Source organism: Bacillus sp. FJAT-27225, assembly GCF_001685025.1.
Taxonomy (GTDB): domain Bacteria; phylum Bacillota; class Bacilli; order Bacillales; family Cytobacillaceae; genus Bacillus_D.
On the sequence record NZ_MAYU01000012.1, the window covers coordinates 550,062 to 562,998 of the forward strand.

Here is a 12,937-nt window from a genome sequence, read left to right on the forward strand (position 1 = left end):
AGGCCATGGGGGCTTTAGTCTTCCCTATGGCCTAAAACAACTATCTCACAGTTGTTAATTGAATAGTTGTTCAAAAAAGCCAAAGCTTTTTCAGTTACAACGAGCTCCCCTTTTGCAGAAAGACAAAAGTCATGTCCAGACCAATTTTTAAATTGTTCCCCCTCTAATTCCACGGTCCCTTGAGGTATAAATCTAACAAAGTTTGGAAGCTCTATGTCCGGATATAATTCTTCAAATTCGTCTGAGGCAGTTACCAAGCAATCTTGCAACGTAAAACCCTTAAATTCACTTTGTTTCAACCCTTCTGCCAATCTGCTGGACACTATGAAAGCCGGAGTTGACTCTACAAGTTCGTCCCCTAGCCACCCATCAAACTCATAATGCAGGAATTTCACTTTTCCGGATATGCCTCCGCGTTTCACATCTTCTTCAGTTCCATATACTGTTCTTTCACCATGTCCGCCAGAAACCTCTGGCTCTAAAAAGTATAAGTATGCCGCCTCATGAACTTTGTTTTGGCAAATGAGAATCTCCCCCCTCTGCGCAGATGTTGATGAAGAGAATGTAGAGTGGGAAAAGGAACATGACGCCTAATGCCAGGAGCCCGGCACCCGCACTGATTTCGTCTCCTCCGTGTGTAATTGGGAATAGTGCACCGATTATGTATTGGAATAGAGCGAAATATGGCAGCCAAAGGAGTATCGACCAGAAGCGGATTTTCCGCTGGCCAAGCCATTTTTTCGAGAAAAAGTAGGCAAGGAAGCCCCCTGCGATTGCAATGATTAAACCGGCGATATCGGTTATGGTTGAGACGGTTTGGCTGTCCATCCCAGTAAGCCGGTCGATACGGTATGTGTTCAACATGAGTTCGATTGGAATCAAAATGATGAAGGCGTACAAGATGCTGATTGCGTTTAGTTTAAGGATGTCGTTCATAGGCTCTCCTCTATTTGTTTTTTTTCGGGCTTGGTGAAGAAACTTCTTCTTTTGTAAGAATAATCCACTAAAATAGTAGTATGTTGGTACAAAATGAAATGTGGGGGCGGAAAGTGATGAAACAAATAATTTCAGCTTTTTTTCTATCGCTACTTTTAATAATGAGCGGTTGTAACAACTCCTCAGTGCCGCCGAAAATCTCCAAAGAGGAAGCAAAATCAGTTGTGTTATTACAACATGGGAAAGTTAAAATCATTTCAGTTAGTCATCAGGACAATGAGTATATTGTTAAATGGGAAGACAAAGCAAACTGCTCGAGTGGAACCGACTATGTTGACGACGATAATGGAGAGATAACAAAAGCTGAAATGAAGATGTGTTAGCTTGCCCGACCTATAATTATGAGGTCTTTTCTTATGTAGTTCTTCACATCTATTTTGATTTTTAGCACCCGAATTCTATTAAATTATCCGGAAGATTAAATGGCCCTCTTCTAGTTGAGGGAGACCTCATGAGGGTTAATTTTACAATTAGAAGGTTTGGATACCTTACCAACCAGTGATTTTGTATAAAGGGATAGCCTACTATCCCTTTATTAATCCCACCAAATAGAGAAAACCTTATACCCCTCTTTTAGATCAGGTGCAACTGGTGGCTTGCCAAAAGCATAACCTTCATCAATTTCAGATGGTTGTAGTTGTTCGGTCCATTCTTCTACCTCTGACATTTCAGCGGAAGTGAGGATGTAAATTCTTTCCGAGAATGCCCAATAGTCCTCATCATCCTCAATCTCCATAATTTCCACCAGCACATCCTGAACATTCTCCTTATTTCTAATTCCGAGTAACACATTATAAAAAGCCTCAATGCCAGGGTGTTCTAAAAGATTGCAGCCAATCGAGCCTTCATCTTCATTTCCTTCAAAAAAGTCTTCCAGTGATATAATCGGAGCAGTTGGTGCATCTGGATACCCTTGATCAATTATTTTCTCCTCTAACTTTTTCCTCAAATAAATAGCCCCTTTCGTTAGCTAATATACTAACTTTCGTTTCGCACTAAACCGATTGATTTAACCCAACCTCTATAAGATAATCAAACAAATTTTCATAGTTCGTTTCTTCAACTTTATTTGTCTCATGGTCATAGAACATGATCCTTGAACCACAAACCCCTCTTTCAATTGAGAACCCAAAGAAATCACCTGTCCCAACATCAGAAACCGCTAAAAAGGAATGCGTTTTCATAAATCCTAATTCTTTATTTAAGCTGACAATATTCCAATCGCCCGGACTTACTGAAAATAGTGTAGTGAAGGCAAAGTAGCCCCCACCAAAATCCTTTACAAAACTTTTGTATTCATCAGGTAAGGTAAGCGACAGTACTTTTTCAGCCTTCTCAATTTGATAATCTTTGGCTTTAGGTTCTGATTCTAATTCAAGCCATATTGGTCGTTTGTCCCTGGCTTCATTAACAATTTTAAGAAACTCATTATAGTTCATACTACTCAACTCCAAGAAACCGATTTAATTCTTTAGATTAGAAACATATTTAAACGCTGAGACATACTTTTTCTTTAATCCAGGCCTTGAAAAGTTATCGTTCAATGTTTGCTCCGCTTTTTCGACTTTCCCCAAAGCAATATAAGAAGCGGTGATATAAAGTACCCACTTTTCCGATGGCAACGGCCTTTGATCTTGCTGTTCATATCCGTTAACAATCCCGCTAGCTGAACTATAATCATCCAGAAAAGCAAAAACCCACTTTCTAAAAACTTCCCCGATTTCATTGCCTAACTCTATTATTTCTTGTTCTCCTTAAATCAGCCATCTGCTTTGGTATTCCTTGGGCAGTAACGTATCAATTGGCTGCCTAATGGTCAGTTCAGGAGCATTGGCAAGCAATAATTTGTCCTCCACCATTTTGGTCACGTGTGCATTGACTTCTGGAATTCCAATTCGCACCCATGGATATATATGTGTAATAGAATCGGGGGCATATTTTGGGTTTACAAACATATTCATTTCTATGTATTGTGTGGCACATACACTCTTTCTTTTGTAGACGGTAGAATTTTTGGATCGTTTGAACTTCTGAGATTCACAGACTGGATCAAGGTATTCTTTTAACATCGATAACAGCCATTGCTTCCCTTCTTTAAGACCTACCACTAATCCACCTCCTGGCCTCGATCGTTCTATTGCCGTAAGAATTAGTAGCATTTTGCTCTTTTAAATGTAACAACACCTACTTGCTCACTTACTTATAGCTTACTAGTTTTTACAAAAAGAAAAAACCCCAAAAGGCAAAAAAAGCCAATTGGGGTTTGCTGTCTACATTTTATTCCAAAATATGTTGGGCCTCCTACACCTTTTCCCCACTGGGATTCTTCTTTAGGATAATGTGGGGCGTAGCTAAACTTGAATTAGCTGGGGGCTTGGAGCGTAGACCAATTTTTTCAAAAAAGCGCTCTTGAAGGTCTTACGGATTAGTTCTCTCATCTTTAAAAAAACAAGGATTGATGAAAGTGTAGCCAAGTGGGATGCTGAGTGGATTATTCACAATTTGATCGAGACATACTGGATAATGTGTGGAGATTTTGCAGGATGGACTGAACCGGCAAGAGGCTTGCTTTTTTTTATTGATTATTAAAGGTTTGGTCATAATTTGTTCATATTTGTACGGTATGCTTAGTTTGTGGTGAAAAGGACCCCAACCTTTTTCATACTCACTCCCCCTTTTATTATATATAGAGAGATACCATCAAACCCCTTAATTTTCCGGCTCTCGGGCCGGAACTTTTTTTGTATTTTTACGGAGGAGGTTTTTTATGGAAAGGCACATTAACATGGACCCGAAAGAGCTATTAAAAAATATTGAGTGTTTGCGGTCTGAACTGATTGTAAGGAGTACTCAGTTTGGCTTTGCACATGAAAAAACACTGAAGCTCAGCCATGAACTGGATCGCTACATCCTGCAATACCAGCGATTGATGGCAGCGGCTCCAGCTATAAGATAAGGCTCTATCCATTACTTAATGGAAGAGCCTTTTTGTTACGAGTAAATTTGCGGATAGGAACGATAAACTTCCGGGAAACCACCCAAAATTTACGGGTAAGATACATAAATTTAAGGATAGAGTTGGAGAAACTGTCCGGCGGGTCTCCTATATTGTGGATAGGGAGTAAGGCGGTGCGCATAAAATTTGAAAAGTACGCGTAAATTTCTAAAAGTGCGCATAATTCCTGAAAAGTGCGCATAAACTTCTAAGATATGCGCATAAATCCTGAAAAGTGCTCATAAAAATAAATAGGTTTGAACACACCTCATAAGAATCTACACTACGCCGCATCTTTTTCCGGCTTGTCTCCTTCTTTCTTTTCCCCAAAATAGTTTGTTCCAAGTACCCCAACAATAATCAGGATGGACCCAATGATGTGATACGAGTACACATCCTCATTTAGGATGACTGCGCCAGCGACAATCGAAATGACGGTTGACATGTTTCCAAATACGCTCATCCTTGAAGCGGGAATTTTTGAAATGGCGAAGTTGGATAACAGGGACGTCAGGAACGAGGCGAGGACGCCCAGGAACAAAATCGCGACGATGTAGCCCGGATTGGTCATCGGCTTGGCAAAACTGGATAGGGTGCCGTTGTACAGGTGCAGGCCAATTGCAATCACGTTAAAAATGAGGAAGCCGACGCCCAGCATGAAGTAGGTAATTTCAATCGGGTCGTATTCCTTTGTGAGTTTTCGGGCCATGACGGTATAGCCGGCAATCGACAGGCATGACAGCATCATATAAATGATTCCCTTCCAGTCGGCAAAAGAAATTGAGCTCCCTTTCATGACGAAAATAAAGATCACTCCTCCTACCGAAATGACGATGGACAGTTTTTGCAGCAAGTTGGTTCGCTCTCTTAAAAAGATCGACGCGAGAATTAGCGTAAGGATTGGGATAATTGCTGAAAGAATGCCTGCTTCCGATGACGAGATCGTTTCAAGGCCGTACGCCTGAAAGATGAAGAATGACGTTGGGTATAACAGTGTTAACGGCAGGACCCTCAAGTATTGGCGGAAGCGGCCGAAATCGGTTTTGATGACTTTTATAGCCATAAGGAAACTGACGGCCAGGAACGCAGCCGTGAATCGGAATGCCAGCGTATCGAGAGGGCTCGACGCTTCGACTGCCTGTTTTGTAAAAAGAAAGGAAAGTCCGACAATCAGCGCGTTCAGCGTCGCGCTCATATAGCCGAGATAGGTTGCTTTTTTCATGTTTCACCACTCACTTCTGTTTCCGGGGAGACTTCCCCCCAACTTACGATGTTGATTTAAGAAAACGTTAATGATTTTTTTAGTTTGGGTTTATATTTATTCGTTACTCTGGAATTATGAAAAGTCCTCCAACTTTTCTACCCTCCCCCCTTTGACTCGAAACAAACCCCTGCCCGGCCATATTTGGCCGGATATTTTTTGCTCAGAGGGAACACCTATTAGAAACCAGTTATCGTCTGTACCAATCGTTGACGCAGAATGATGGGAAACTGGCCGAGGTTTTTCAATAAAGAATGGGTACGCTAAGTAACGGGGTGATTTTTGATGGCGAAGCTGAAGAAGGATCCGTCGGATGCGGGAGTCAGCGCGGCGAGTGTGAAGGGCAATGCGGGACCGCACAATATTCGGCACCGCAAGAATAAAGTAAACAGCCAAAATAATCAGTTCAAAAAGCATTAATGTTAGGGGCGCCCTCGGTGGGTGCCCTTTTTGTGTGGCAAGGAAATGTTGCTGCTGCCCCGTGCTGCTGGCAAATCCCCCTTGGGGAGCTCTATTTCGCCGGCAAAGGAGAGCCATCCACCTTTGCATCAGTAGCGGATGAACATGTCGATGAAGAGGTAAATCATCATGAGGAAAATGATGACGATGAATGTAAAGAAAGTATAGTATATACCGTTTGGGAGCTGGTTTTTGAATCGTGGCGCGAGGACAAGGAGAGCGGCACCGATCAAGATTTGGGCGGCTAATTGAAGAAGCGCGCGGTAGATTCCTTCTGTTGTGAAGGCATAGATAATCGTTGCCAAACCGATTATCGCAAGAATAATTGGGAGTTTTCTCATAAAAGTACACCTTTCGTTTTTCTTTCATCATATCACTAAATGCTCAATTCTTGGACTGGCTGTTTGCTGTACAATGGAGGTAGACGGATTGGGGAGAGTGATGGTGTGTCTGGTAAACGTTGTCCGATTTGCGGAGGAGAAAATGGATGTACGGCTGGGGAGAAGGTGCCGTGCTGGTGTGCGCTTGAGGAGTTTCCACAAGGCATTTTTGATTTGGTGCCTCCGGAAAGTTTGCGGAAGGATTGTATTTGCAAAAGCTGTTTACATAAATTTAAGGAAGAGCTTGAGGCGCAGGGGCGATGAGTCCCTGCGTTTTTCTTTTTGAGTAAGAAATGGGATTATAGTTTTTGTTTATATCTCGGATTGTTTTAGTTTGTCCAAAGGATTTCCGCCTCTTCGGTCTCCTTAATTTGCTGTGACCAAAAGAACCGTCACTCTTGGTTCTGTTCCCGTGAACCTCGTTTGCTGCACATGGTATAAGGCGGAGTGTTTTGGGGATGTTAAGGGTGCAGGAATTTTTGTTGGGAGGTTTTGTTATGCAGCAACAGAATCAGGGTACGCAAGGTCAGCAGCAATATATGCAGCAGCCGCCGAATGTTTTGTCGGGGAAGGATGCACTGTATTTGACGGATATGCTGACATGGAATTTGAATGCAGCAAAGAAGGCACATTTTTTCGCACAGCATTGCCAGATTGAAGCGATGCGTGCCGAGGCGGAGAAAGTGTGCGAGATGCATGAGCGCCACTATGAGAAGATCCTTGGCCATTTGAGTGCGCATGAGAATCAAAATCCGCAGCAGTATATGCAGCAATAGGAGGTGCACATGATGAATAATTCGATTTCTAATCCAGCCACAAAGGTTGAGAAGAATCCATCGATGAATGACCGCGATTTTATCAATGATTTGCTGTCTACGGAGAAGTATTTGAAAGATGGATACAATGTGTTTCTGAATGAAGCCAGCCATTCAGGCTTGTACAACGATGTACTCGAGATTTTCAACGAGACTCAGAATTGTCAGCGCCATTTGTACAATGTCATGTTCCAGGAAGGCTGGTATAAGGTGGAGCCAGCTCAGAACCAGACACTTCAGCAAAAAGCCCAGCAGTTTGAGGGGTACCGGAACCAACTGCCGAATCACGGCGGCGGGCAGATGCAGTAATAGTTTAAAAACGAGAAGTCCTCTTTGGGTGTAACGGGTTCCGTTTTGGAGGATTTAGCACATAAAATCCCAATAAAAATAGGCAGCCATTTCGCTGCCTTTTTCTTGTGGTTTTTTAATCATTCCTCTACTTATATTATACATCTTATTATAAACAATTTATAGACTGCTCTTTTTGTAATTCCTATACTATACTGTTATTTACAAATCCAAGAGAAGAGGTGTATCAGTATGAATGACAAAAAAGATGTCTTAGATAAAGGTCCATTTTTTCATGGTACTAAAGCAGATTTAAAAATTGGAGATTTATTAGAACCACAACACTTATCAAATTACCAAGATAAAAAATCTAACTATATATACTTTACCGCAACATTAGATGCTGCTAAATGGGGTGCTGAATTAGCGACATCTAAAGCAAAAGAAAGAATTTTCATTGTAGAGCCATTAGGTGATTTTGAAAATGATCCGAATTTAACTGACAAAAGATTTCCTGGAAACCCAACACGGTCTTATAGGTCTAAATATCCTTTGAAGATTATAGCAGAATTAAGTTCATGGGAAAGACATTCTGATGAACAAATAAATCATATGCTTGCATCTTTAAAAAAGTTACGTGAACAAGGAAAAGCTGTAATAGACGATTAATCCTAAAAATTGCAGGACCACCAGGGGCTTTTACGGTCCATATTGTATTAAGACCAAGCCAATTCGACTAAAAGGAGAAGCAGAAAGGCACCCAATAGAATGATATAGGCAGTGACTACATTTTTAGTGACCTTATTCTGAAGGAATGCACTGTAACATGAACAAGTCAGGGCAGCCATAAAAAGTAGCATTGCGATGCTTCTGTACTTGGAATATGTACCATAGTTGATGGTTACAAAAACATAGACCGCTACTCCAATTACGCCTAAGACATTACTGGCAACGCGCAACTGTTTAGTCATTTTTTCGGGTTTAGCTTTGTTCTCCATCAGGTCCCTCCTAGGGGCAAGTGGCATCGACTTTATAACGGAATTTTACCATATAAAGGTGGTTATAAGTATTTATTTTAAGCTCCGGATCTGTGGAAAAGGAATTTTGGTGAAATGTATTCGAATGCTGTAGTTGCTCTTTAAAAACTTGATAAAAGAGTGCAGTTGGCACATGGTGATTTTTTATGTTCAGGGTGAGTTACTAGTAAAATAGAGCTATCATTTCTGGTTATTTCAGTTAACGAGAAGCATGAAAATAACTAGTACAGCTTGAAGGCTAACTAGTAGGGCTTGAAGGTATACTAGTGATGCCTAGTAGCCATTAATTGCTATACATTTAAAATTTCACTAGTAATACATGAAAATCATGCCTGTAATTGTAGTCAATTAACTAGTTATGATGGCACCTTCCACCCGGTATAAGCTGACCATAAGCACACAAAAAGGACCCTTTCCATAACGACTGAAGGGTCCGCTGTATGATTGGGCCCGCCTCAAACATTAACCCTATGGCTGCAATTTTTTCAAAGCATCGATATCCAGTTCCTCGTCATAGTCAACACCTTCAATCTCGAAGCCGTTCAGTTCCATGAATTCTTTTTTAAAAAGGTCAATGGCTGTAAGGTTGTGAATATTGTCCTGGTTGACCTCGGCCATGATCGCGGTGACTTCCTGCTGGACGTCGTCGCGAAGCTCCCAGTAATCTGGGCGGATGCGGCGCTCGCCGTCCAGTTCGCGGGCATTTCCGTAAAACATGTCGGTGAAGAAACGGTATTTGTGCATGATTGGCGTTTCGTGCAGGCCTTTTTCGAGCATGACCTTGTACAGTGTTGATGCATAGATCGGGAAGGTTGGGATGACTGCGCTTGCCTTGGTGGTGACGGCTTTACTGACGCAGATTACGGCTTCCCCACCGATTCTTTCATAAAGGATTTCATTGAGCGTATTGGCGGTGTCTTCGGCATGACGCTTTGCGCGGCCGAGCGTGCCTGCTCCGTAGAATGCCTGGGTGACTTCCGGCCCGATATAGGAATATAAAGTTGTTTTGAAGCCTTCCGTAAGGACGCCCGCTTCGTTCAGTGCATGAATCCAGCACTCCCAGTCCTCGCCGCCCATTACCTTGACGGTGTTTTCAATTTCCTCTTCCGTTGCCGGCTCGATTACCTGCTCATAGAGCTCGCCGGTTTCGAGATTGATGTTCGTTCCAGAGACAGTTTCGCCGATTGGTTTGATGACGGAACGGTAGGTGATTCCTGTATCAGGATCCTTCCGCATCCCCGAGGCGAGACTGTAAACGAGCAGATCGATTTTTCCGCCAAATTCATTTTTTACATACTCAATGACGGCTTCTTTCATTTCATTTGAAAACGCATCGCCAATGAAGTTTTTCGCAATCAGGCCTTCCTTCTCGGCTTCTTCTTTGAAAAAAATGTTGTTCCACCAGCCCGCGGTCGCTAACCGATCGTCGGTAATGCCTTTTTCAAAAGAAACACCTATTGTGTCTGCGCCTGTCCCAAACGCCGTGACAACGCGGGATGCGAGTCCATAGCTGGAAGATGCACCGAGGATGAGCACCTTTTTTGGGCCATCAAAGCGAGGCTGCCCTTTTATATAGTCGATTTGTTTTTGCAGCGCGGCCTTGCAGCCGATTGGATGGGCTGCCCTTGAAACATTGCCTTTTAATTTTGCTTCTATGATCATTTGTCATGTCTCCTTTTTAAAAAGTAGATTTTACTTTGCTGCGGTGATGACCTTCATTCGGCTTTCGGCGGGATGACCTTCGCCCTGCCTTCAAGAACGACGTCTCCGTGCTGGTTGTAGCAGGTGGTTGCTAGCTCTAAGATTTTGAACTTGCCTTTGTCGATAAATTCAATGGCCTCGACTTCTGCGGTGATGGTGTCCCCGATGAAGACGGGCTTTGTGAATTTCATTTCCTGGCTCAGGTAGATGGTGCCCGGACCTGGGAGTTTCATTGCGAGCACGGCAGATATGAAGCCGCCGCTCAGCATTCCATGTGCAATCCTTGTTTTGAACGGCGTGCCTTGTGCGTATTGTTCATTCACATGCGCCGGGTTCAGGTCGCCGGTGATGCCGGCGAACAGATAGACATCGCTTTCTGTCACTGTTTTTGCCATTGAAGCTTTGTCGCCAATCTTAATTGCCATGATGGTTGCCTCCTCATTAAGTTTGCTCACTATTTCACAAGATATCTTACTAAAATAAGAGACAGCTAGAAAGGGAGTTTGCAAAAAGTACATACTTTCCGCCCGTCTCTTATTTAGTTTTTATTCAAATTACCTGACGACCATTCACCAAACGCCCTTTACCAGAGCATAAGGCTGCGGGCTTCTTCCCTCAACTGATCCCGGAAGTCGGGGTGAGCGATCGAGATGAGCATGTCGACGCGCTCGCGGATGGATGTGCCGGTCAGGTGAGCCACTCCGTATTCGGTGACGACGTAGTCGACGTCGTTTCGGGATAGCGAGACGACTGCTCCCTGGGTCAGCCTCGGGACGATTTTTGAGATGGTCTTGCGTTCACTTGATCCCGGGACGCGGACGTTGGCTGTCGAGTACAAGGCGATGAATGATTTTCCACCAGCCGACAACTGAGCGCCGATTGCAGTGTCTGCCTGGCCGCCGGTGCCGCTGAATTGGCGGTGGCCGATCGACTCCGAGCAGCATTGGCCGGTCAGGTCAATTTCGAGTGTTGTGTTGATCGAAATCATTTTATGGTTTTGTCCAATTACGTACGGGTCGTTGACGTAGCTGCCGTTTAGGATCAGGACACCCGGGTTGTTGTTGATAAAATCGTACAGCTTTTTCGTACCGAGTGCGAAGGTGGCGACCATTTTTCCAGGGTGAAGGGTTTTCTTTTTCCCAGTAACGGCGCCTGCTTCAAAAAGGTCAACCATGCCGTCTGTGAACATTTCGGTGTGGATGCCAAGGTCCTTCTTGCTCTTCAGCTCGTAGGCAACTGCGTTTGGGATGCCGCCGATGCCAAGCTGAATCGTTGAACCGTCCTCAATCAGGCCGGCGATTTGCCTGCCGATGATCCGGTCCTTCTCATTCGGTTCCGGGGATGGGAACAGCGGAACCTCGTAGTTTGCTTCGATTAGATAGTCGATTTCCGAAATATGAATTGTTGTATCCCCGAACGTACGCGGCATGTTTGGATTCACTTCAAGAATTACCAGGTCGGCGACTTCAGCAAGTTCTTTTTCATAAGTAGCACTGAGGCTAAGCGACAGGTAGCCATGCTCATCCATCGGTGAAGCCACACCAGCGAAAATATTGACGTGGCGGTGGTCATGGCGCCTTTTCCCGGCAAAATGCAAGTGGTTCGGGATGTAGGAAACCGTCCCGGCCTCGTGCATTTTCCGGACGGCCGGCATGTAAAACCAGCCTTCCATCAGGAAGCGTTCCTTGTAGTCGGTGGCGCTGAAATAAGGATATTCAAGGATCGGCAGGCAGGTTGAGACCCTGATGCCTTCAATATGCTCGGGCAATTTGTGCAGCTTGGACAGGAAGCTGCGCGGTTCGGCTGCGGCGAGCCCGGAGACGATGTGGTCGCCGCTTTTCACAAAGCTGAGCGCTTTTTCGACGGATATTTTTTTAGCAAAATAAAGGTCGCTGTATTTATTGGATGTGAGTGTCGCCATGATCAATCGGCCCCCATTTGATGACATTTGCAGCCCACGCATAGCCGATTCCCGCGGAAATCATTGAGATGACGGTTCCGTCCTCGACCTTGCCTTGCTCAAGTGCGAGATGCAAGGAGAGAATCTGGTCGATTTGCCCAAGATGGCCGTATTCGCTCAAATAGATGGTCTGCTCTTCGGTCAGCCCAAGCGTTTCAAGCATGAATTTGTGCATCGAGTATTTGAAGTGCAGGACAGCCAGGTAGCCGAGTTCTTCCTTGGCAACGCCGGATTTCTCAAAAGCCCGGCCGATGCACTGGAACCAGTTTGGCATCGAAACTTCGTTCAGGCGGTCCTTCATATGCTTTTCGTCAAATAGCCTTAGAGATTTATAGGCTTCTTCGTAGTTTTCAGGCGTAATCGGTTTTTCAGTGCCTCCGTACTCGACGCCTGCATCACGCGCCATCGATCCGTCGGTCATGATGTGCGAGCCGAGCAGGATGTTGCGGCCGAGGTTCTTTTTCAAAATAATCGCCCCGCCTCCGGCTGCCAGGTTATACATCATTGACATCGCCCTGTCGGTGTAGTCAACGAAATCGCCGTTCCGGTAGCCACCGACAATCATGACGGTGTTCAGGTCAGGATCAGACATCATCATGTCCTTGGCAATTTTCATCGCTGAAACGGTTGTACAGCAGCGCTGTTGGAGGTCGATGCCCCACGCATTGGTCGCACCGATTTTTTCCTGGATATAGATGGCTGAAGTGGTCAGCGGGTACTCTTTCCACTCCTCGCCAATCGAGATAACCAGGTCGATTTCTTTCGGGTCAATTCCTGTGTTTTTAATGGCAGCAAGACCGGCTTGCACGCCCATTTCCTGGGTTCCGTCATTTTCGCCAGGGATCGGCTTTTCCTTGATGCCGAGTTTGTTGACTATTGCTTCCTCTGTCCAGACGCCATTTGTTGCTTCGGCTATTTCCTTCGCGGTCATTCTTGGAGTGGGGATATAAATGCCAGTCCCCAATATTCCAACATGTGTTTTTGTCACGTCTATCTCCTCCTTTGAGGATTTTTTATAGTTTAAAAAACTGCAGTTACAATTGAG

Annotated in this window: 19 protein-coding genes; 8 read left to right on the forward strand and 11 right to left on the reverse strand. The window is 44.4% G+C overall.

Features of this window, described 5'->3' with window-relative positions; translation table 11 throughout:
- Positions 1–14: 14 nt before the first annotated feature.
- The gene (locus tag A8F94_RS10090) at positions 15–422 is read right to left on the reverse strand and encodes a hypothetical protein (RefSeq protein ID WP_254660830.1); all 408 of its coding nucleotides are present in this window, start codon (positions 420–422) and stop codon (positions 15–17) included.
- Positions 423–501: 79 nt separating this feature from the next.
- The gene (locus A8F94_RS10095) at positions 502–936 is read right to left on the reverse strand and encodes a hypothetical protein (RefSeq protein ID WP_066199222.1); all 435 of its coding nucleotides are present in this window, start codon (positions 934–936) and stop codon (positions 502–504) included.
- 116 nt (positions 937–1,052) lie between these two features.
- On the opposite strand from A8F94_RS10095, the gene A8F94_RS10100 reads away from it, so the two are divergent.
- Positions 1,053–1,319, forward strand: a complete 267-nt coding sequence (locus A8F94_RS10100) for a hypothetical protein (RefSeq protein ID WP_066199224.1) — start codon at positions 1,053–1,055, stop codon at positions 1,317–1,319.
- A 212-nt stretch (positions 1,320–1,531) separates the two neighbouring features.
- Here A8F94_RS10100 and A8F94_RS10105 read toward each other — a convergent pair whose 3' ends face one another.
- The 3 genes from A8F94_RS10105 to A8F94_RS10120 form a co-directional block, all read right to left on the reverse strand.
- Positions 1,532–1,945, reverse strand: a complete 414-nt coding sequence (locus A8F94_RS10105; RefSeq protein WP_066199226.1) for a hypothetical protein — start codon at positions 1,943–1,945, stop codon at positions 1,532–1,534.
- 46 nt (positions 1,946–1,991) lie between these two features.
- Complete coding sequence (locus A8F94_RS10110) at positions 1,992–2,435, reverse strand: SMI1/KNR4 family protein (RefSeq protein ID WP_066199230.1); 444 nt, start codon at positions 2,433–2,435, stop codon at positions 1,992–1,994.
- A 315-nt stretch (positions 2,436–2,750) separates the two neighbouring features.
- Positions 2,751–3,104, reverse strand: a complete 354-nt coding sequence (locus A8F94_RS10120) for a hypothetical protein (protein WP_066199238.1) — start codon at positions 3,102–3,104, stop codon at positions 2,751–2,753.
- A gap of 659 nt (positions 3,105–3,763) precedes the next feature.
- Between A8F94_RS10120 and A8F94_RS10125 the strand changes: the two genes are divergently transcribed.
- On the forward strand, positions 3,764–3,952 hold the full coding sequence (locus A8F94_RS10125; protein WP_066199245.1) for an aspartyl-phosphate phosphatase Spo0E family protein: 189 nt from the start codon (positions 3,764–3,766) through the stop codon (positions 3,950–3,952).
- A 322-nt stretch (positions 3,953–4,274) separates the two neighbouring features.
- On the opposite strand, the gene A8F94_RS10130 is transcribed toward A8F94_RS10125, so the two are convergent.
- A complete protein-coding gene (locus A8F94_RS10130) occupies positions 4,275–5,213 on the reverse strand; it encodes a DMT family transporter (RefSeq protein ID WP_066199248.1) in 939 nt (312 codons plus the stop codon).
- A gap of 324 nt (positions 5,214–5,537) precedes the next feature.
- Between A8F94_RS10130 and A8F94_RS24975 the strand changes: the two genes are divergently transcribed.
- The 6 genes from A8F94_RS24975 to arr all read left to right on the forward strand — a co-directional run bounded on the left by A8F94_RS24975 (position 5,538) and on the right by arr (position 7,863).
- On the forward strand, positions 5,538–5,672 hold the full coding sequence (locus A8F94_RS24975) for a YuzL family protein (RefSeq protein WP_077247646.1): 135 nt from the start codon (positions 5,538–5,540) through the stop codon (positions 5,670–5,672).
- Positions 5,673–5,704: 32 nt separating this feature from the next.
- Entirely contained in the window at positions 5,705–5,959 is a 255-nt protein-coding gene (locus tag A8F94_RS10140; RefSeq protein WP_139070063.1) for a hypothetical protein, read from the forward strand.
- Positions 5,960–6,091: 132 nt separating this feature from the next.
- Positions 6,092–6,355, forward strand: coding sequence for a cysteine-rich CWC family protein (locus tag A8F94_RS24980; RefSeq protein ID WP_077247647.1), 264 nt, complete (start codon positions 6,092–6,094; stop codon positions 6,353–6,355).
- 233 nt (positions 6,356–6,588) lie between these two features.
- The gene (locus A8F94_RS10145; RefSeq protein WP_066199255.1) at positions 6,589–6,867 is read left to right on the forward strand and encodes a hypothetical protein; all 279 of its coding nucleotides are present in this window, start codon (positions 6,589–6,591) and stop codon (positions 6,865–6,867) included.
- A gap of 9 nt (positions 6,868–6,876) precedes the next feature.
- On the forward strand, positions 6,877–7,215 hold the full coding sequence (locus A8F94_RS10150) for a spore coat protein (protein ID WP_066199258.1): 339 nt from the start codon (positions 6,877–6,879) through the stop codon (positions 7,213–7,215).
- Between the two features lie 231 nt (positions 7,216–7,446).
- Positions 7,447–7,863, forward strand: coding sequence for an NAD(+)--rifampin ADP-ribosyltransferase (arr, locus tag A8F94_RS10155; protein WP_066199261.1), 417 nt, complete (start codon positions 7,447–7,449; stop codon positions 7,861–7,863).
- Between the two features lie 47 nt (positions 7,864–7,910).
- On the opposite strand, the gene A8F94_RS10160 is transcribed toward arr, so the two are convergent.
- The 5 genes from A8F94_RS10160 to A8F94_RS10180 form a co-directional block, all read right to left on the reverse strand.
- Positions 7,911–8,192 carry a hypothetical protein gene (locus tag A8F94_RS10160; RefSeq protein ID WP_066199264.1) on the reverse strand — a complete coding sequence of 94 codons (282 nt, stop codon included), beginning with the start codon at positions 8,190–8,192 and terminating at the stop codon, positions 7,911–7,913.
- Between the two features lie 507 nt (positions 8,193–8,699).
- Entirely contained in the window at positions 8,700–9,893 is a 1,194-nt protein-coding gene (gene fabV, locus A8F94_RS10165) for an enoyl-ACP reductase FabV (RefSeq protein ID WP_066199268.1), read from the reverse strand.
- A gap of 53 nt (positions 9,894–9,946) precedes the next feature.
- Positions 9,947–10,357, reverse strand: coding sequence for a MaoC family dehydratase (locus A8F94_RS10170; RefSeq protein ID WP_066199271.1), 411 nt, complete (start codon positions 10,355–10,357; stop codon positions 9,947–9,949).
- Positions 10,358–10,515: 158 nt separating this feature from the next.
- Positions 10,516–11,853 carry an acetyl-CoA hydrolase/transferase family protein gene (locus A8F94_RS10175; RefSeq protein WP_066199274.1) on the reverse strand — a complete coding sequence of 446 codons (1,338 nt, stop codon included), beginning with the start codon at positions 11,851–11,853 and terminating at the stop codon, positions 10,516–10,518.
- Positions 11,831–12,880 (reverse strand): 3-oxoacyl-ACP synthase, encoded by a 1,050-nt coding sequence (locus tag A8F94_RS10180; RefSeq protein ID WP_066199277.1) that lies wholly within the window; start codon positions 12,878–12,880, stop codon positions 11,831–11,833. Before A8F94_RS10180 ends, A8F94_RS10175 begins: the two co-directional genes overlap by 23 nt.
- Positions 12,881–12,937 lie beyond the last annotated feature (57 nt).